Annotated in this window: 18 protein-coding genes; 4 read left to right on the plus strand and 14 right to left on the minus strand. The window is 55.4% G+C overall.

Annotated elements, in window-relative coordinates:
• Positions 1–71 precede the first annotated feature (71 nt).
• The 6 genes from H9I52_RS18425 to H9I52_RS18450 all read right to left on the minus strand — a co-directional run bounded on the left by H9I52_RS18425 (position 72) and on the right by H9I52_RS18450 (position 6,213).
• The gene (locus H9I52_RS18425) at positions 72–419 is read right to left on the minus strand and encodes a hypothetical protein (protein WP_187455083.1); all 348 of its coding nucleotides are present in this window, start codon (positions 417–419) and stop codon (positions 72–74) included.
• 53 nt (positions 420–472) lie between these two features.
• Positions 473–1,519, minus strand: coding sequence for a DUF6371 domain-containing protein (locus H9I52_RS18430; protein WP_187455084.1), 1,047 nt, complete (start codon positions 1,517–1,519; stop codon positions 473–475).
• Positions 1,520–1,598: 79 nt separating this feature from the next.
• Complete coding sequence (locus H9I52_RS18435; protein WP_187455085.1) at positions 1,599–3,194, minus strand: YfjI family protein; 1,596 nt, start codon at positions 3,192–3,194, stop codon at positions 1,599–1,601.
• A gap of 304 nt (positions 3,195–3,498) precedes the next feature.
• Positions 3,499–3,792 (minus strand): helix-turn-helix domain-containing protein, encoded by a 294-nt coding sequence (locus tag H9I52_RS18440; protein ID WP_187455086.1) that lies wholly within the window; start codon positions 3,790–3,792, stop codon positions 3,499–3,501.
• 73 nt (positions 3,793–3,865) lie between these two features.
• The gene (locus H9I52_RS18445; protein ID WP_187455087.1) at positions 3,866–4,870 is read right to left on the minus strand and encodes a hypothetical protein; all 1,005 of its coding nucleotides are present in this window, start codon (positions 4,868–4,870) and stop codon (positions 3,866–3,868) included.
• A 14-nt stretch (positions 4,871–4,884) separates the two neighbouring features.
• On the minus strand, positions 4,885–6,213 hold the full coding sequence (locus H9I52_RS18450; protein ID WP_187455088.1) for a site-specific integrase: 1,329 nt from the start codon (positions 6,211–6,213) through the stop codon (positions 4,885–4,887).
• A 422-nt stretch (positions 6,214–6,635) separates the two neighbouring features.
• Between H9I52_RS18450 and H9I52_RS18455 the strand changes: the two genes are divergently transcribed.
• From H9I52_RS18455 to H9I52_RS18465, 3 genes are all read left to right on the plus strand, one after another.
• Entirely contained in the window at positions 6,636–8,207 is a 1,572-nt protein-coding gene (locus H9I52_RS18455) for an ArnT family glycosyltransferase (protein WP_187455089.1), read from the plus strand.
• A gap of 70 nt (positions 8,208–8,277) precedes the next feature.
• Positions 8,278–9,900, plus strand: coding sequence for an ArnT family glycosyltransferase (locus tag H9I52_RS18460; protein WP_187455090.1), 1,623 nt, complete (start codon positions 8,278–8,280; stop codon positions 9,898–9,900).
• Between the two features lie 80 nt (positions 9,901–9,980).
• On the plus strand, positions 9,981–11,153 hold the full coding sequence (locus H9I52_RS18465; RefSeq protein WP_187455091.1) for a hypothetical protein: 1,173 nt from the start codon (positions 9,981–9,983) through the stop codon (positions 11,151–11,153).
• On the opposite strand, the gene coaE is transcribed toward H9I52_RS18465, so the two are convergent.
• The 8 genes from coaE to H9I52_RS18505 all read right to left on the minus strand — a co-directional run bounded on the left by coaE (position 11,143) and on the right by H9I52_RS18505 (position 17,727).
• Complete coding sequence (gene coaE / locus H9I52_RS18470) at positions 11,143–11,757, minus strand: dephospho-CoA kinase (protein WP_187455092.1); 615 nt, start codon at positions 11,755–11,757, stop codon at positions 11,143–11,145. The genes H9I52_RS18465 and coaE overlap by 11 nt on opposite strands.
• A gap of 2 nt (positions 11,758–11,759) precedes the next feature.
• Positions 11,760–12,722, minus strand: a complete 963-nt coding sequence (locus tag H9I52_RS18475; RefSeq protein ID WP_187455093.1) for a hypothetical protein — start codon at positions 12,720–12,722, stop codon at positions 11,760–11,762.
• Positions 12,723–12,739: 17 nt separating this feature from the next.
• Positions 12,740–13,060 (minus strand): preprotein translocase subunit YajC, encoded by a 321-nt coding sequence (gene yajC, locus H9I52_RS18480; RefSeq protein ID WP_139515190.1) that lies wholly within the window; start codon positions 13,058–13,060, stop codon positions 12,740–12,742.
• A 94-nt stretch (positions 13,061–13,154) separates the two neighbouring features.
• On the minus strand, positions 13,155–13,682 hold the full coding sequence (locus H9I52_RS18485) for a DUF1573 domain-containing protein (RefSeq protein ID WP_187455094.1): 528 nt from the start codon (positions 13,680–13,682) through the stop codon (positions 13,155–13,157).
• Between the two features lie 101 nt (positions 13,683–13,783).
• Positions 13,784–14,791 (minus strand): isocitrate/isopropylmalate dehydrogenase family protein, encoded by a 1,008-nt coding sequence (locus H9I52_RS18490; RefSeq protein ID WP_139515192.1) that lies wholly within the window; start codon positions 14,789–14,791, stop codon positions 13,784–13,786.
• Between the two features lie 142 nt (positions 14,792–14,933).
• A complete protein-coding gene (locus tag H9I52_RS18495) occupies positions 14,934–15,248 on the minus strand; it encodes a YtxH domain-containing protein (protein ID WP_139515193.1) in 315 nt (104 codons plus the stop codon).
• 88 nt (positions 15,249–15,336) lie between these two features.
• On the minus strand, positions 15,337–16,521 hold the full coding sequence (nusB, locus tag H9I52_RS18500) for a transcription antitermination factor NusB (RefSeq protein ID WP_139515194.1): 1,185 nt from the start codon (positions 16,519–16,521) through the stop codon (positions 15,337–15,339).
• A gap of 114 nt (positions 16,522–16,635) precedes the next feature.
• Positions 16,636–17,727 (minus strand): Glu/Leu/Phe/Val dehydrogenase dimerization domain-containing protein, encoded by a 1,092-nt coding sequence (locus H9I52_RS18505; protein ID WP_139515195.1) that lies wholly within the window; start codon positions 17,725–17,727, stop codon positions 16,636–16,638.
• Positions 17,728–17,922: 195 nt separating this feature from the next.
• Here H9I52_RS18505 and H9I52_RS18510 point away from each other — a divergent pair, with 195 nt between their 5' ends.
• Entirely contained in the window at positions 17,923–19,707 is a 1,785-nt protein-coding gene (locus H9I52_RS18510) for an ABC transporter ATP-binding protein (RefSeq protein ID WP_187455095.1), read from the plus strand.
• The last annotated feature ends 89 nt before the right edge of the window (positions 19,708–19,796 follow it).

The following is a 19,796-nucleotide window of genomic DNA, read 5'->3' on the forward strand; positions in this document are numbered from 1 at the left end:
AGTAGTGGTTGAGTTGATATTCGCTGTCAAAACTATAATTTTTTGATGATTTCAATGAATAGATCAATTCGTTATTGATCATCCACCACTGCATTGGGCGCGATATCACCTGTCTTTTCCTGGTCAATGAGCGAGTAGGCTTGATCGTGACCACCAAGGAAAACATCAACATCGATGGGCCCCATATTCTCTTCAGCCGGTGCCATACGTTGCAGCTTGGGCGTGACAAACTCAGCTAGTTTGATGTAGGCGTCCAAGTATTCCTTGCCCTGCAGGGCCTCTAATTTCTGCGCTAGGCTTTCAGCTGTGACGCCCGCCAACACTTGGCCGATCACTTTTCGCACACGTTTGGTGGCCTTGTTGGCCGCCCCCTTTGGCCGACCCCATGGGTTGCCGCTGATTCCTTTTGGGTAAGGCATAGCTTTGTTTTTTATTGTTGTTTACAATGGATTGACACCTTCTACCCGGTGGGTTACTCATCCCAACTAGGTGGGTAACCAAGCGATTCTCTCAGAAGCACGTCGGCTAGGTCCAAGCCGCTACGGCGTTCTTCGTCGGTCACCAGCTTTTCCAATGCGTCGGATATGCGCACGTCGAAGCCCGAACGACGCAGCTCCTTGGCTTTAGCTTGCCATTTGGCGAGGGCTCCTGCGTCGGGAAACAGTACAATGCGGCGGCCTCGTAAGGGTTCTAGGCGGTCGGGCGTTAGGAAATTCAGCCCCATCGTTGCTAACCAGACAAACTCCGGTAAGTAGGACGTGGCCACCATAGCTGTTTTGGCGCTTTCCACTAGGGCCACGGGCTGCTCAGCAGGTGTGGTGACCAACTGCGGCAACCCAAATAGGCAGGGACTTTTCCGACTGTGCTTCTCGTAGTCAGCTAACCAAGCTGGCTTGGGGCGACCTTGGGACTTGCAGCGAAGGGACAAGGCCGTGTGCGCCCAGGTAGTACAGCGACGCGGTTCCTTTACGGTGTGGCCAGTTTCGTCATACAGCACCACTTGCCCGCCCCGTATCCGGCCCTGCTCATCCAATAGCCAGAATACACAGGCCCCCGGCCAGTGGGTAGACGTTCCGAGTCGGAACCGGCTCAGCAGCTCGTCGGCCACACCCTGCCCGAAATGCCGACATAGTACACAGGCTAGAACATTGTGCTCGTAGTGTCCCAGCGTGGCGGTGAACACCTCTTCCGGAATGCTCACAATAGGGCTTGGTTTAGTCAGGGGCCGGGACGGAGACGGTGCACGATGCGGACCAACGGGATAGCCCTGCTTTGTGGCATGGTGCACTTGCTGGGCGTAACTCTGGCCGTCGGCTCCACCGTGGTAAGGATTCCGATGGTAGCCGCAACTCAGCACATGGTCGCAGCGGCCAAACTCAGGAGGCAACACCTCGCCAGTGTTGCTGTCTAGGTAGCGCGAGAAGCAGCGGGGCTTGTCACAGCTCGGACACGTGGTACGCGACCTTGGACCATCGTAAGGTTGCAGCGTGTAGCGGTAGGAAGTAGTGGGCGTGAACATAAAGGAAAGGGTTGTAGAAGCTCAAAGCAGGCGCTGACAAAACCGACAAAAGGGTTTTGTCGGTTTTGTCGGCCGGTCTTTAGGCGTGGTCAGAGAAAATTCGGGGGTTCGATTCGTAAGCTGTGGCGCGGGGGCGACCAGTTTCAGCGGGGGGCAGTGCGGGAGCTTCCCGTATCCAACCCGCATCTACTAAGTCTTCTAAAGCACACTGAATTGCGGACCGGTCGCCCAAGCCTTGCCAGCCCTTGCGCTGCACGTCGCGCAGCGTGAAAGGATTGGGCAGGTTTTGAGCTTGTAGCTGTTTGCCCAGCATCTCGGCGGCGCCCGTGGTGCCGTAGGCATACACGCGGCGGGCATGGTGGGCAAAGTAGGTGCACCATTGGTCCGCCAGTTCGGCTGCCGCCCGGCTGACGGGCCCCGGCGGCGCGGCGCCGCTCGCCACATCAAGCAAGTGAAACAGCAACGCCAGGGCCGGGTACAGCTTGCGGTATTTGGATAGATGCTGTAACAAGGCGGGCGCCTCGTCGCTCGCTTCTAACTCGCGTTGCCAATTGGTTAACCAAGCCACGAATACCTCTTGCGCCGCCTCGTCAAAATGAAAAGTGGGGAAGGCGTCGCCGGCGAGCAAGCTGGCCCCGGCTTTGATGGGGTCTAGTTCGTCAAGGAGGTGCAGCAGCTTCACGGCCTCAGCTTGGGCCGCTTGGTTGGGCGCTTCATCCACGTACACAAAGGGGCGCGGGTCGGGCCAGGTCAGCAGCGAGAAGCGTTGCGTCATCCCGTCATTTTCACCGTGGAGCGTTTGCTGCAGGTAGCCCGCCAGCTTGTCGGGTTGAATGCTGCCTAGCAGCGACAGGCAGCAGCTTGCCACGTACAACGAACCCCGGCCGATTCGATCGCTGCTGTAGTCACCAGTGCCATTCCAGCCTTCTAGATAAAATTGCCGGTCGCCTTCCCGACCCGTCTTGTCCCAGCTCAGCAGCAGGCCCGTCAGCTCATCGCGGAACACCAATACCCCATGCGGGTTGGCGCCCAGTACCTCAATCAGCTTTTCCACCGTGCTGTCGTTCACGATATAGCGGCGGGCGATGGGTGGGGCTGCTAAATCAAGATTCATTAACTCAATTTTTAGGCTCTGCAACTCCTGTTCATTGCCCTTGTCAGCTGCCTTTTGCAGCTTCTTTCTGATTGCTTCCTTTCGGGCTTTCAGTACGTCGGCTTCCGCTTCGTACATGTCGGCATCGTGGCGGTAGACTTCGCGAGCAACGCGCTCCATTTCTTTCAGCGGAGCCAAAGCGGCGGCAAGTACCGGCGTTTTCAGGCTAGAAGGTTCCGCGACGATGGCGCCCCATAGATTTGGCACTTCCACCCACCCCGTGTCCCGCTGCTTAGGGCGAATGCCGCATCGGTTGCCGACTACAGCGCCCAACATAACAAGCCAAGCCACGGCCGGCCAGTCGGGCGGGCACTGCATACGGTAGGCAACGTCGCTCAAGGCCGGCCGCAGCGCGGGAGGAAATAGCGTCTCTTTGAAGGGCGGTACCGGGCGGAGGCGCGAGGTCAGTTTTGCGGGGATGGGCCAGCCGGGGGCGGGATCTACCGGCTCATTAGCTAAGCGGTTGGCGTCGGCAAATAAACGCTCTTTATAGCTAACGGGAGGGGGTTCGACGTTCAGCATTTAGCGGCCCCTCCTTTGCCATAGCGGGGCCGTGCGTGGCTCACGGCCCGGCCGATGGTGTGCAACAATTCGAGTGTGGGCATTCCCGTACGGGGACACAGGGTGGCGAGCGTTGCAGCCAGTTCCGCTGCACTCACGCCGAACCGTTTGCAGATGTTAGCACGCCCCTTTTCTGAAAAGTTCAGGCTAGGCAAGCCACGCAAATAGTCTCGCAAACCGGTGAGGCGAGCGCAGTCACTGGCGCCGATTGTGGTATCTTTGCCGTGCTCTCCAAGCACGTTCAAAGCGTTGCGGTCGCCGGTGCTCATGCGTTGGCGGCCGTTTCGTTTGTACCCCGCTTGCCGGCGTTCACCCAGGCCAGCAGGTCGGCCCGGTTGAAGTACAGCTTGTTGCCCCGCTTGGCATGGGGAATGCCCCGCGCCGATACCAGCGCGTAAAGGCGGGGCTTGCTCAGGCGGGTTACCTGTTGAGCTAACTCGATACCGCCTATCTCTGGCGCAGGCGCGGTGGCCGTGTTACGAAGGCAGTCTAAGGCCTGTAACGTCAATGCTTCCAAGTTGCTTAACCGGGCATTGATAATTTCGAAGGGATTGTTCATTACACTCGTCATTTAATTAAGACGAGGCAAAGCACGGTTATACCTAGGGCAGTGCACCGGTGTACACCGGTACCTAAATTTTCCCTTCCTTCGCTCTTAGTACCTCCAGGGCATCTTTGGCTCCTTGCTGGTGGGCTGCATCAAGGCGTAGTAGCACGACTTCAATATCATTAATCATGCTAGGCAATTCGTCTCCTTCCATCCCTGTTATGCCGGTCTTCTTACTAAGCTTGCGGTAATGGTCGTACAGCTTGGGGCCGCTTGTATGTCCTTCTGCTCTGGCAATAGCATCTGCCCGTGAATCTCTCTTTATCGCTGGCTTTTTAGCGAAAATGTGCAGCAACGCTACTTGCCTCAAGGTAAGTGGAACCGCAGCCGGCGTACTGTTTTGATGAGCAGTTTCGACTACGATTTCAGCTCCGCTTATAGTGGTGGCTCGTTCAAATTCATGAAATTTTTCCCAAGCCAATCGGAAGAGATCAATATAGGCCCACAGTTGCCCCATGTGGTCCCACCGCTCATGACTGTTCCTCAAGAATTGTCCTCCTTTAAATTCTTTGATACGCGCAATGACGTTGCTCTTTCGCCATTCAGGAACCCCAGATTTTGAATATAGCCCCTCAAGGGATAGGTAATTAGTTCCTCTTTGGGCAGCATCTAAGCCGACGTCGTGCTTTAAATGCATGCTAATAGAACGCAATTGGTTTGCCCAGAAATGCTTCTTATCAGTAACTAGTAGAATATCGTTTTCTACGATATGCATCAAAGCCTTATACCAATATTTTCGATGCCACTTCAGTTCCTCATATCCCGACCGTACTGTTTTAGAGGCGTGTAAGCATCTCACGTAACGGTGGCGGTTGCGCTTGTCCCAGGTAGCTACCTTAATCCAAGGTTTATATGGTTTGTGCCAACGGTCTGAGAATTTTTTTGCAAATGCATCCATGTCCAGATTAAGAAGCAGTTGCCAGATAGGCATCACTTCAGTTTCGTAATCTGCGATTGTGCGGTAATGCTCTTTCTCTTTTTCAGCTAAATCAATCTGCATACTCATCGGCTGCGCATAGTAATCAAACAAGAGGGTTTCCCGGATCAAACGCTTTTATACAGCAGCCCCTCGAAGGCCGTATCTACCAGCTCCGAGGCGAAAGAATCCAGATACACGTTCGTGACAGCCTCGGATTTGTGTCCCATAGCTTGCGAAATAACTGCCGTGCCGGTGCCGCTCCTGCGTAATGCAGTGGCGAAGGTGTGTCGGGCCACATAGGTCGTGAGTGGCGTCGCAACGCCGGCTAGCTGGCCCAGCGTCTTGAGGTCCTTGTTCACTTGTCCTAACACCTTGTGCACCCGGTTCTTTATTTGGGCCTGTGTAATGTGCTTGGCGTGGTCAAGCACTGGGAACACGTAACTATCGGGCATGGAATGGGTGAAGGGTCGGTACGCAGCTACGATGGCGCCAGCAGGTTCCATTATGCGCAATGAAAACTTACCGCCCGTCTTTTGGCGTTCGTAATGAAGGCGATCGGGGTAGCCGGTGTCAGACGCTTCACCGCTCAGGTCGCGCCAACGCAGTTGAGCTAAGTCCCCAAAATTCATACCGCCACAGTAGAATGAAAACAGGAAGACATCCTTCGCCAGCTGTTGCCGGTCGGTAACGGGCTTTAAGACTTCCACCTTGCGTAACTCTTCGCGGGAAATAGCACGCTTGGTTGTGGTTACGTTAAATTTTCCCACCTGAAACTTATGTTTCTCCGCTACAGTACGGGCGAAAGGATAATGTTCCGCTTTGGCTAGCCCGACAGCAATAGCTTTGTTCAGCACGGCTCGCAGCGTCCGGAACCGGTTGGAGAGCGTTGTCTCTTCCGCCCCTGTAACGCGTAATGCATTCTCCCATTCGTTGCAGAAGCGCACCGATACCTTATCAAAAGAAATATCGCCTCCTACTTGGGGGTATTCCTCGGCTATAAATTTGGCGAGTTGGTTGCGCAAGTCGCGGTACACTGAGGCATTGCCTAATTGCCCATTGGCTTTCATCGTTTGGCTTAGCTCATCACAGTAGGCCAGCAATTTTATCCGACGCGTCGCCTGCCGGCCCTCAATGGCTTTGGCAGCAACTGACAGTACATCGTGTTGCTCGTCGGCTTCCACCAAGGTTGTGGCAGCAGCTTCGTACTTATTTTGCCAATCAATTAACTTTTTCCAAAGGGCTTTCGCATTGCCTGGATAACTACGTCGTATTTCTTTCTTATCAGTATTCCAATACTTGGGGAGCAAGCTCAAACCCGTGGCGATATATTTTATTTTGCGGTCCTTGATGATGCGCACCATAAACGGATGTGACCCGTCCGCGAGCGTTTTTTGGACGTAATACACCACCTTTACTGTGGCTCCTCCTTCTTTGTGTTCTGTCGTCTTGGGCATACTGTAAAACCGGCGGTAGTTTAAACGCTGGTTTAAACAAATTTAAGGAACAGTATGACAATAGCAACCACTCATAATAACCTAACTGCCTGTTTATCAATTTCTTTTGCTGTTCTTTAGCGACTACCGATAAACCTAAAAATTGGCCAAATCCAAGCCTTACAAGCAGAGGGTCGTAGGTTCGAACCCTACATCTCCCACCAAAAGGACAGTCGGAAACGGCTGTCCTTTTTTCGTTTTAACCGTTCAGTACTGCGGCTTGCACTCAGAATATGGAAACCCGCCTATGGATTTGGCATGGTGGCAAAGGCTCGGCATTACCGTGATCTTGCCCTACCTTTCGCGGACCATTCTTTTCATTTATTAAGCCTTTTTGTTGCTTGATGCCAACGGCTTCCACTTCTGCCCAACCTTTGCGCCGTGTGGGAGTACCGCTCTTTTTTGGCTTGCTGTTGCTATTGGGAGTATGGGTGTACCGCGACTATGGGGTTTCCTGGGATGAGGCCAACAACCATCTCAATGGGCTAGTCGGCCTGAAATATGTGGCGCAGGTTTTGGTGCCCAAGCTGGCTGCGCGCGAAGCGCTCAATCGCCCTTGGATTCCGGATATCCGGCAGTTTCCGGACAGCGACCACGGCGCGGCTTTCGAAATGGCCGTTTCGGTATTAGGTTACTTATTTACCGACGGCGATTCCCGATCATTTTATCTCCTGCGCCATCTGTCTGTGTTTCTGATGTTTGTGATGGGCGTCTGGGCGCTCTACCAACTGGGGAAACTACGCTTTCAGGATTGGCGATTGGGTCTGCTTGAAGCGAGCCTGCTGGTAGTATCGCCGCGGATGTTTGCCGAAGCTTTTTACAATGGCAAAGACATCGTGTACATGTCGTTGTTCCTGCTGGCGATCTATACCCTTGCCCGCCTGCTGCAACGTCCAACCTTGATGCGAGCGCTGGTTCACGGCGTGGCTACTGCCGCAGCCATTGACACCCGCGTACAAGGGTTACAGTTGCTTATCATCACGTTCGCGATGCTGGCGTTGGAGGCTCGCTTCACCAAGCAACCCGTCAAGCTCTCTGGCTGCGTGTTGATTTACCTAGTGGCTACGGTGGTTTTTGTGGTGATGGGATGGCCCTATTTGTGGGCTACTTCTATTCCCAACCTGCTCACGGCCATTCCTAAAATGGGAGTGTACCCGTGGCCGATGACCAATCTGTACTTCGGGCACTTGATTCCGGCCAGTCGTGTGCCTTGGCATTACACGCTCGTCTGGATTTTCATTACCACACCGCTGCCATACAGCTTCGCCGCCGCAATAGGACTTGGCTCTTGGCTGAAGGAGGCTGTACGTACACGACTCAGCACCCTACATACATTCAGTGGCCGCCTCGATTTCTTGATAGTGCTTTGGCTATTGGCACCCATTACGTTTACAATCGTCTTCAAATCAGCACTTTATGACGGGTGGCGCCACCTCTATTTTGTCTATCCGGCCTTGTTGCTGCTGGCTGTTCGAGGCTTGCTGAGTATTGGGAGAGTTGCCAAGCGCTACGGCCAGTGGCGCCGCTTGGCGCTTGGCACGCTCGTCCTGGCCGGCTCGGAAGTAGTGCACACGGCGGTGTGCATGGTGCAGATGCATCCGCACGAAAACGCCTACTTCAGCTTTTTGCCGGGCTCTGTTGCTGAACGCCTTTTCGAACGCGATTACTGGGGCTTGTCGTATAGGCAAGGGCTGGAATGGGTGCTCGCCAACGACCCCGCACCGCAAGTGCAAATCAGCGTACCGTGGTACATCACATATTACAATAACTCCCTGATACTAAAGCCCGAACAGCGGGCACGCCTGCTCTATTCGCACCGCGATTCGGCGCATTTCCGCTATTTCATCACGGCGTATCGCTGGCACCCGCAAAGCTACGGCGATAGTGTGGGGCACGAAGTACACGCCATCAGGGTAGGCGGCGTTAAAATATTATCCGTATTCAAAAAGAATTAACTAATTGATTTACAATACATTACACAATACCCATTCTATTAGGTGACTCTCTAACTAGTATACCCCGTTGATGCGCCGACGCTTTGTTTTTTCCCTGCCGCCCCAGCGCTTCGTTAGTCTGTTTTTTGGACTGCTGTTGCTGCTGGGCTTGTCGCTCTACCGCGACTACGGCGTTTCCTGGGACGAGCCCGTCGACCACCTGAACGGGTTGGTGAGCGCCCGCTATGTGGCTCACCGCCTTGCACCTAAGTGGGCCGAACGCCAAGCAGTGCTGGAGCGGGCACCGGATTTCGAAAATTATCACGACAACGACCACGGCGTGCTGTTTGAGCTGCCGTTGGCATTCTGGGATCAGCTACGGCCTTCTTCCGACTTACGCGCCTTTTACCAGCTGCGCCATCTGTGCATTTTCCTGACGTGCCTGGCCGGCACCTGGGCGCTCTTTCGCCTGGCGCGCATCCGGTTTCATGATTGGCGGCTGGGCTTGCTGACGGCGGGTTTGCTGGTGCTCTCGCCGCGGATGTTCGCCGAATCGTTTTACAACGCCAAGGACCTTGTATTTCTGTCGGTTTTTACCGTGGCTATGTACTCCTTGGCACTGCTGATGCAGCGCCCCAGCCTGTGGCGCGCCTTGCTGCACGGCGTAGCCACGGCGATGGCCCTTGACATGCGGGTGCTGGGCATTTTGGTCGTTGGCCTGACGTTGGGCATGCTGACGCTGGAGGTTCTTTTTGCTTCTTCCCCCAAGCGTGCGGGCTTACGGATGGCAGGCTATGTTGTAGCCTACCTGTCTGTTACAGCGGTCGTTGCGATCATAGGTTGGCCGTATCTTTGGGAGGCACCCGTTGCCCATTTTTTGCTGGCTTATCAGCATCTGAGTCATTACCCGTGGCTGGGTGAAGTGTGGTACCTCGGGCGGCCGGTGTATGCGCTCAACCTGCCTTGGCACTACGCGCTCGTTTGGATTGTAGTGACCACGCCGGTTCCGTACGTGCTGGCCTTCTGCCTCGGGATGCTTGTTTGGCTATATACCATTGTGCGTAGTCGGCTGGCAGTGCTAGCCACTCTGGAGGGCCGCCTCGACCTGCTGTTCGCAGCTTGGTTCGGGCTTCCACTGCTTATGGTAATTCTCTTGAAATCAGTATTATATGATGGCTGGCGGCATCTGTATTTTGTCTACCCAGCGTTGCTGCTAATTGCGGTGCGCGGTGGGCAAGCCTTGTGGCAGATCACACGCTTACGCGCCCGCAGCCGGCAGGTGGTGTTGTTTCTGGGCCTGATTGCCAGCCTTGAAGTTGCCCACACGGCAGTGCGCATGATCCGGATGCACCCTAATCAGCAGGTTTATTTTAGCTTCCTGTCGGCCGGGCAGGCTGGCCGACTTTTTGAGCGCGATTACTGGGGCCTTTCGTACCGGCAAGGAGTGGAGTATTTGCTGAAGCGCCATCCCACCGGCCGGATTCCCGTGGATAGTCCGCATCCGCTGCTACTCACCAATAACACGTTACTGCTGAACCCAATAGATCGCGAGCGCTTTCAGTTTACCGACTCGGCGCCCAACCGGTATTTCTTGGCCGACTACCGGATGCACCCCGGCCCGTACCCCGACAGCGTGGGGCGGGAAGTGTATTCGGTGGCACCGGAAGGCCTCAAAATCTTGTCGGTTTTTCAGCCGCAGCCCAAGCGCCCATGACCGAAAGAAATCCATTCGGGCTCATCCTTTGTTGCAAAGCGTCGTACGTTTCTCCTTTTATTTCCCTTTAGCCGACCCCAATGCCCTTGCTCGAAGTTACGGATGCCCAGCGGGCGCGTCAGTTCCGCGACGTAGCCGCTCGCCTCTACCAAGATTACTCGTATTACATCGCGCCGCTCGACGATGAAATTGAAGCGGTGTTTGATCCGAAGCGCAATCCCAACTTCGACCACGGCGAAGCCATCCGCTGGATTCTGACCGATGAGAACGGCGTAGTACTGGGTCGGGTCGCGGCGTTTATCAACCATGCCACGCCCCAAGCCGATAGTACGCTGCCAACGGGCGGCATGGGCTTTTTTGAATGCATTGATAATCAGGAAGTTGCTAATCAACTATTTGATGCTTGCAAACAATGGCTAGCGGCGCGGGGCATGGCCGCCATGGACGGGCCGATCAACTTTGGGGAGCGCGACCGTTTTTGGGGGTTGCTGGTTTCGGGCTTTACCGAGCCTAACTACGGTATGTTCTACCACCCCGCTTATTACCAGCAACTCTTTGAAAACTACGGCTTTAAGGTATATTTCAAGCAGTACACTTACCATCGCCGCGTGGCCGAGCCGCTTCACCCCAGCTTTCATCGTACGGCCGAACGCTTTGCCCGAGAGTTGCCGGCTTACCGTTTCGCGCACGCCACCCTCCGCGACCCCGAACAGCTGGCCCGCGATTTTCTCCACGTTTATAACTTGGCTTGGGCCAACCACTCCGGCGTGAACCCCATGACGCTGGACAAAGCCCGCAAGCTGGTAGAGCAGATGCGCCCGGTCATGGACCCACGCCTGCTCTGGTTTGCTTATCATAACGATGAGCCGGTGGCGTTTTTCGTGAGCCTGCCCGAGCTAAACCAGATTTTCAAGCACGTTGGGCGCCGGCTGAACTTGTGGGGCAAGCTGCGATTTCTGTGGGAAAAGCGGCGGTTTGAGCGTCGTCAGCCGCGCAAAATGTTTGGCGTGATCTTCGGCGTTGTGCCTGAGCATCAGGGCAAAGGCGTAGAATCGGCCATGTTGGTGCATGCCCAGCAGGCGTTTATGGATATCGGCTACACCGACATCGAAATGAACTGGATCGGCGATTTCAACCCGCGCATGATGGCCGTGACACGCTCGATCGGCGCGCGTATTTACAAAACGCACATCACGTATCGTAAGCTATTCGACGAAAACCGGCCGTTCGAGCGCTGCCCTATTATCCGGTAGGCAGCGTCTGGTGGCTCAGCAGTTCGTGGTGGAGCTTTAACACCTGCGGAATCAGCAAGTGCTGATCGTCGTTATACAGCACGTAATCAGCACGTTGCATCTTCTCCTCCTCGCTCATCTGCTTGCCCACAATGTTGAGAACATCGTCGGGGGTGCGGTGCGGATCGCGGTGCAGTACGCGGGTTTGCCGCACCGCCAGCGGCGCAAATACTGTAATGATTTTGTCGAGCTGCCGATAAGCGCCCGACTCGTAGAGCAGCGCGGCTTCTTTCAGGGCGTACGCGTGGCCGGCTTGTTGTTGCGCGGTGGCCCACTGCTCAAAATCGCGGCCAACATGCGGATGCACCAACGCATTCAGCACTGCTAGTTGCGCCGGATCGGTGAAGACCGTACGGGCCAGATACGTGCGGTTGAGCTGGCCGTGGGCGTCGAACGTTTCGGAACCGAAGGCCGTATGCAATTCAGCGCGCAGCGATAAATCATTCGCCATCAGCCACTTGGCCTGATAATCGGAATCGTATACAGGCACGCCCAATAACTTAAACAGTCGGCACACTACACTTTTGCCCGAGCCGATTCCTCCGGTTATTCCAACGCGCAGCATACTCAATGGCTTCTAAAAACCCGCACGCGGGGCGTAAGCACTCGCACGCCCCGGGCCAAGGTAGGTGCCTCCGACAACACGGGTTGCAACACCGAATCGGGGCCGACGAGCTGGCCAAAATGCAGAATCACATGCAGTTGGCTGAGTTCGATGCGGGCCGTATCCTCGGGGAAACTCTGGATTTGCACCCGCACCAGTGCCGGCCGCAAGCGGAAAGCCTGATCTTTGGGAAAGTCATGTAACTCGGGCGTTACCTGCACCGAGCGCGTGATCAGGGGGCGCGGCTGTAGGCGAATGCGTACATCCTGCACGTTGGTCTGAACCAGCTTGGGGCCGCCAATGGGGACCCTAATTTCGCCGCTGCTGCTGCCTGCTGGCGCCTGCGGCAAATGCACCGGATACGGATTGGCCAGCTTGCTTACCGTAGCCTCAGGCCCCCGAAAAATAATGGTGGCTGGCACAAAACGTGCTGCATAGGGCAGGGCGGAGCCATCCGAGGCCGGACTGAGCGTAAGCGGCAACCGGCGCGATACCAAGCGATCAAACTGCACCCACAGCGTATCGGTCACGACGTAGTTGAATTGCAGCCCTTCCATGGCCGTTTGCAGGGCCGGCCGCAGCGACTGCCCCGTGATGTAACGGGTGGCGGGCAACCGCGCCAAGCGCACTTCGGCTGGGCGCACATCCAGCGACAGGTTTTTGCGCAAGAGCTTCCAGCCCCGGCCCGTGACATTGACCGCCACTTCTCCCGGCAGCGACTGCACCGGAATGTAGCGGGATTCGTCGTAACGCCACGCCAACGGATAGGTGATGCGCGTGGTGTAGGTCTTGTTCAGGGCGTTGAGCAGCCAGAACGTAGAAGCCGCTAGAAAACAGGCCGTTACCGCTCGCCAATAGCTGCCCTCCTGCCCGTAGAACGGGCTGGAAAACCAGCGAACCAGACGAACAGCACGAGTAAGCGGCAAGGCAACGGTTTTAAAAGTTAGGCGTTAGGCGCTGGGGCAGACGATTTTGAGGCGACTTCGCGGGCAATGGCCGTACGGTCGAACTTGAGGCGAGTGCCCCGATCAACTTCCACTATCACTGTTTCTTCGTTGACTTCCACCACTTTGCCGTGTAAGCCGCCAATCGTTACTACGGTAGCCCCTTTGGTAAGTGCCTCGCGGAATTTTTTGGCTTCGGAAGCCCGTTTCTGCTGGGGCCGAATCATGAAGAAATACACCACTAGGCCAATGGCAATAGGAAACAACAGCGAAGTATATCCTTCGCCGGCCGGCGCTTGCAGCAGGAGTGAAAGAAGCATTCTATAGGAAAGTTAGAGTGAGGGTAAGCCTAAAAAGGCCCTAGTTACAACCACTTGACAATCAATCAGTTGCAACTAGGGCCCTTCGGTAAGCTTATTTGGTAGCAGCGGCAGCACCCGTCTCGGGCAGGATGTTGGCGCGAATGGCAATCTGGGTGATGCTAGGCTGAGTATTGGCCCGGATAGCTACCTGCTTGTTTTGCAGGCCGCTCTTGCCGTGGCTATCAAACTGCACCTCGATGGTGCCTTTGTTGCCGGGCGCGATGGGTTCTTTGGTCCAGTTAGGTGTGGTGCAGCCGCACGAAGCCGTCGCATTTTCGATGAGCAGCGGCTGCTTGCCGGTGTTGGTGAAGTTGAACGTGTGCTTGACCACGTCGCCGGGCTTGATGTCGCCGAAGTTGTACTCCGTCTCGGCAAAGCTCATGACCGGGGCGTTGGGGTTGGGCGCCTCGGTTTCGCTGGCCACATTGGGGTTGTCCACGGTGGGGTTGGCGGCGTCGGCGGCGTTGGTGGCCGCAGCGTTCATGCCTTCGGCTCCTACTTCAGCGGTTTTGTTGTTGTTGCAAGCGCCAAACAGCAAGGCGCTGGACAGGAAAAGAGCAGAGAAAAGAGTGCGTTTCATGTAGTTATGTCGAAAGCCGAACGGCGGCTATCTGAATATAAAGTTAAAATTAAAAAGCCAGTGCCCCGCCTTAAAAGTAGGCGGGGCACTGGCTTTCTTCTTTAGTTTTTCGCTAGGTTATCGATGATGGCTTGTGCAAACTCGCTGGTCGAAGCCGAGCCGCCCAAATCGCCGGTGCACTTCTCTTTGTTCTTCAGCGTGGCTTCCAGTGCTTTCTCAATGCGGTCGGCGTACTGGTGCTCCCCGATGTGGTGCAGCATCATCAGAGCCGAGCGGAGCAATGCGGTCGGATTGGCTTTGCCCTGACCCGCAATGTCTGGCGCAGAGCCGTGTACGGCCTCAAAAATAGCCATGTTGTCGCCAATGTTGGCCCCGGCTACCACACCCAAGCCCCCTACCAAACCGGCGCAAAGATCGGAGAGCAAGTCCCCAAACAGGTTGGTGGTCACGATCACATCAAACTGCTCAGGTTTGCCCACGAGCTGCATGCACATGTTGTCGATGATTTTGTCTTCGAACACGATCTGGGGAAACTCGTTGGCAGCTTCCCGGCAGGCGTTAAGCATCACAGTACCAGCCATTTTGATGATGTTGGCTTTGTGGGCCAACGTCACTTTTTTGCGGCCGTGCTTGGCGGCGTAAGCAAAGGCTGCGCGGCAGATTTTGCGAGAGCCGGCTACCGTCACGCGCGCGATTGCATCGGCAATACCCAGGCGCTCATCCCATACTTCCAGCCCCGAGTACAAGCCTTCGGTGTTTTCGCGGAACAGCACCAGATCAATGCCCTCGTAGCGCGTTTTGATGCCTTCGGTAGTTTTGGAAGGCCGCACGTTTTGGTAGAGGTCGTATTTCTGACGCAGCGTGACGTTGATCGAGCGAAAACCCTTGCCCACTGGCGTCGTGATAGGACCTTTCAGGGCCACCCGGTTCTTTTCCAGCGAGTCCAACAGTGCCTGCGGAATCAGTTCACCCGATTGGTCGAAGGTGGTCTGGCCGGCGTTCTGTTCTTCCCACTGTACGGGCACTTGGGCCGCGGCGAAAATATCCGTGACAGCCTTCGTGATTTCGGGGCCGATGCCGTCGCCAGGGATCAGGGTAATGAGATGCATGGTATGTAATGTACTGATTTTAAGCTACTTATCTAAGCCACTAAACGTCTGTCATCCTGAGCTTAAGCGCAGGAACTTTACACGAGTGCTAAACACTACCAATAAAGATCCTGCACTTAGGCTCAGGATGACAGACGAAGGATTACAGCGCCGTTTTGCGCGAGTTGATTTGGTTGATGAGCTGATCAACGTCGCCAAGCAGCTGTTCGGCTTTGCTTTTGGCGTCCTGAATTACCCGTTGGCCTTCCGACTTGGCCGACGAAGGGCCCGAATCGGTGCGGCTGGTGACGAGGTTTTCAGTTAAGTCAGCGAGGATTTCGCGGTAGCGCTCAAGCTTGTAGCTGAGCCAGCTCCGGGTTTCGCGACCTTTTTCGGGGGCGTAAAGAAGCGCGACGGCAGCTCCGGTGAGGGCGCCGCCCGCGAAGCACAGAATGCCGGTAGTGGTTTTGCTACCCATAAATCGGAAAACGTGGCGTGGTGGGAAAATAGGAAAGGAAAGAATCTAAGCTGTAGACGAAGTGAAGCCCCGGCGGGTTGTCGGGGGCTTACTGGTTGTCCAGCAGCCCGCGGCCCGACTTGCGGATGGCACCGCTGGCGGTCAAGTCTTGGGCCAATTTATCCAGAATACCGTTCACAAATTGCTTGCTCTTCGGTGTGCTGTACAACTTGCTGATTTCGATGTACTCGTTGATGGTCACTTTGACGGGAATGCTGCGGAATAGGTGCATTTCGCACAACGCCATCTTCAAGATAATCTTGTCGATGAGGGCCACGCGCTCCACGTCCCAGTTCTGCACCGAGCCTTCGATGAGCTTCTCGTATTGCTCGTCGGCCTGCAAAGTTTCTTTGTAGAGAGTTTCGGCAAACTCCTTGTCGTCCTGCCAGTTAGCTGACAACGACATCAGCTCCATGTTTTCGTCGGCCTGCTCGTCAAGCATTTTCAACGTCTTGACAACCAAGTTTTTAACCACCGAGCGGTTTTCTTCCCAGTTCAGGTCGTCTTCTTCGATGCGGTCGGGCAGGCTTTCGCCTTTGAACACAAACTCCTTAAACAGGTGCTTCAGAATCTCTTGGTCCTCGGCGTAGTTGCCGGCCGGGGCCGCGAGGTAACTCTGAAACTCGGCATCGGCCTTGATCTCCGAACGCCAGGCTTTGCGCAGGGCCTCCATCTCCTCTTCACCGTTCCATTTCAACGAACGACGAATGGTGAGATCCTGCAACTGCTTGTTGCTGAGCAACTTCTGCAAGGCAGCATTCTGTTCGAAGCGCGTCGTGTCGAGGGGTGCTTCGGTCGCGGGCGTGAAACGACGAGCCAACCGATCTTTCTCCTCCTCGATCACCCGCAACAAGGCTTCGGGCAAGTTGAGCAGATGAATGTACTGATCGTGAATGCTTTCGGCGCCGTGCACCATCTGCCCCGCGAAGAAAGTGGCGTCTTTGGCCTTCTGCTTCTGGTAGTACTTGATGGCATCTTCCACGGCGTCGTTCACGTCGGAGTCGTCGGTTTTTTCCGACTCGGCGCCGGTCTTATGCCACTCTTTAAAGATTACCTCGGCCATTTTGCGCTGCCCCTGCAACGTGCGCCGATCCTGCGGTTCGGGCGAGGTGAGGTCAGGCGCAAAAGCCTCCGCAATGCGGTCATTGGCCAACATAAAATCAGAACCTACTGCCTGATGATAGGCGTAAAGGGCCTGCATGACCTTGATGCGAAGCGTGCGACGGTTTAACATGGGTTGGATTAAGGGCTTAGAGACTCGGAGGCTCAGAAGCTTAGGCCTTGGTCAGCCAGTGAAGAAATGGCTAGTTCAGATTTCTAAGGTTCCGAGGCCCTAAGCCCCTAAAGTTTAATAGGTTGATTTGACTTTACCGATGGCCGCAATGCGCTCCTCGGCCTGCCGGATGGCAGCTTTTTGCGGATGACTTCCCTCCTGCTCGGCTTTGTTGAGCACTTGCAGAGTGAAATCGTAGATTTTTTCAGTTTGGTTCAGTGCGGCCTGCCGGCTGGTGCCTACGACTTCCGAATACACGTTGATCAGACCGCCCGCATTGATCAGGAAATCAGGAGCATATACGATGCCGCGGTCGACCAAGGCCGGGCCGTGGATGTCTTCGTTTTTGAGCTGGTTGTTGGCCGAGCCGGCAATCACGCGGCATTTCAAACGGCTGAGGGTATCGTCGTTGATGGTAGCTCCCAGCGCGCACGGCGAGTAGATGTCCATGTCCTGATCGTAGATCTCGTCGATGTCCACGGCGATGGCCTTGTATTTGGCGGCCATTTCCAGTTTCCGATCTTCGTAATAGTCGGTCAGGATAATTTTAGCGCCTTCCTTCGCGAGGTGCTCCAGCAGATAACCGCCCACATGGCCTACGCCCTGCACGGCAATGCGCTTGCCGGCGAGGCTATCCGAGCCAAACGCTTTTTTGGCGGCGGCTTTCATGCCCATGTAAGTGCCGTAAGCCGTTACGGGCGACGGGTCACCCGAGCCGCCCATGGATTCGGGCAGGCCGGCTACGTGCTTGGTTTCCATATGGATATACTCCATATCCTTGGTCGTCATCCCTACGTCTTCGGCCGTGATGTACTTGCCGTTGAGGTTTTGTACGAAGCGACCAAACTTGCGGAGTAGGGCTTCGTTTTTCTGCGTTTTGGCGTCACCGATGATGACGGCTTTGCCACCGCCCAGGTTCAAACCCGAAATAGCAGCCTTATACGACATGCCACGCGAGAGGCGCAACACATCATTCAGGGCTTCGGCGTCGGAGGCGTACTGCCACATGCGCGTACCGCCCAAAGCGGGGCCTAATACCGTGTTGTGGATGCCAATGATGGCCCGCAAACCGGTTTCGTGATCGTGGCAAAAAACCACTTGTTCGTGCTGATGCTCGGCAATCTGACCGAAGACCGACGTGTCGGTCAACTCTTGGATTTCAATCATTCGGGTGGGAGAAAAAGGGTGGGTGGGGGTGGGTTGTTGTATCTTTGTGGAAGGGAGTGCGTAGCTCCTCCAATCCGGGTGCAAAAGTACCTGTTTTTTCCTTACGCCTACGGCATCCCGTAGCTTTTGCCTACTGCTGAGCCACCCGAATCGCCCGGCGTTTGCCCATCCCACAACTGCCCAATCCGTCTTTCTGTGCGCGCTTTAGCTTCTACCAATAAATACATCTACCGCTACAAATGGCACTTCCTTGGCGGGGTGTTATTCGTGGCCCTGAGCACTCTGCTGGCCATCTTTCCGGCCCAGATCGTACGCTATGCCTTCGACCTGGTAAGCGAAGGCATTGACCTGTACCACCTCTACGCCGGCACCCAGGCACAAAGCTTTGTGTATGAGCTATTTGGCCGCAACATCTTGCTGTATGGCCTGCTGATTGTGTCGATGGCTTTGCTGCGGGGCATTTTCCTGTTCTTCATGCGTCAGACGCTCATCGTGATGTCGAGGCACATTGAGAACGATCAGAAAAACGAGATTTTCCAGCATTATCAATCGCTGCCGCTGAGCTTCTACCGCCGCCACAGCACCGGCGATCTGATGTCGCGCATCTCCGAGGACGTAGGGCGCGTGCGCATGTATTTCGGGCCGGCCATCATGTATTTCCTGCAGTTGGTGGTGCTGTTCGTGCTGATCGTGCCGTTGATGCTGATGGTCAACGTAAAACTGAGCATTTATACGTTGCTGCCGCTCCCGATTCTGTCGGTGAGCATCTACTACGTCAACAACCTGATCGAGCGCAAATCCGACGAAATCCAGCGCTCGCTCTCCGACATGACGACGTTTGTGCAGGAAGCGTTTTCGGGCATTCGGGTGCTCAAGTCGTTTGTGCGCGAACAGGATTCGCACCAGCAATTCACTGTGGCATCGGACAACTACCGGGAGAAGTCGCTGAGCCTGAACTTCGTCAATTCGCTGTTTTTCCCCTTGATCCTGTTCTTGGTGGGCTTGAGCACCATCATCACAGTTTGGATTGGTGGTCAAGAAGTTATCCGCGGCACCATCACCACGGGCAGCATTGCCGAGTTCCTGATTTACGTCAACCTGCTTACGTGGCCCGTTACGGCCTTAGGCTGGACCAGCAGCTTGGTGCAACGAGCCGAAGCGTCGCAGGCTCGCATCAACGAATTCCTCAACCAAAAAACGAACATCATTTCGCAGAAGAACGTCGAGCGCGAAATCCAGGGCGACATCGTCTTCGATCGCGTTTCGTTTACCTACCCCGACACCGGCATTCAGGCCCTGAAGGACGTATCGTTCCGCATTCGGCCGGGCAACACGCTGGCTATCATTGGCAACACGGGTTCGGGCAAGAGCACCGTCGCGGCTCTGTTGTGCCGCCTCTACGACGTCACGGCGGGTGATATTCGGGTCGATGGCGTGGACGTGCGCGACTATGCGCTGGAGTCGTTGCGCGAGCAGATTGGCTACGTGCCGCAAGATGTTTTTCTGTTCTCCGACAGCATCCGCAACAACATCAATTTCGGACTGGATAACCCAACCGAAGAGCGCATGCTTCAGGCTGCCAAAGACGCCAATGTGTACGAGAACATCATTCGCTTCCCGGAAGGCTTCGATACCAAGCTCGGCGAGCGTGGCATTACGCTGTCGGGCGGGCAGAAGCAGCGCGTGAGCATCGCGCGGGCGCTGGTCAAAGAGCCCAAGATCCTTATTTTGGACGACTCCCTTTCGGCCGTGGACACCAACACCGAAAACGCCATCCTCAACAGCCTGCAGCGCATCATGACCAATCGCACCAGCCTGATTATCTCGCACCGGGTTAGTTCCGTAAAGCTTGCCGACCACATTCTGGTGCTCGACGATGGCACCATCGTGCAGCACGGCACCCACGAGGAGCTGATGGAACAGGAAGACGGCCTCTACCGCGCACTCTACGAGCGGCAGCTCCAGAGCGAGGAAGCATAGCCGCAGATCTTTTACAAATACCTACTAATCAATTATTTACCCAAAAGCAAAGCCCGTTTTTCCAGCGCTGGAAAAACGGGCTTTGCTTT

The organism is Hymenobacter sp. BT491 (genome assembly GCF_014349165.1).
Classification (GTDB): domain Bacteria; phylum Bacteroidota; class Bacteroidia; order Cytophagales; family Hymenobacteraceae; genus Hymenobacter; species Hymenobacter jejuensis.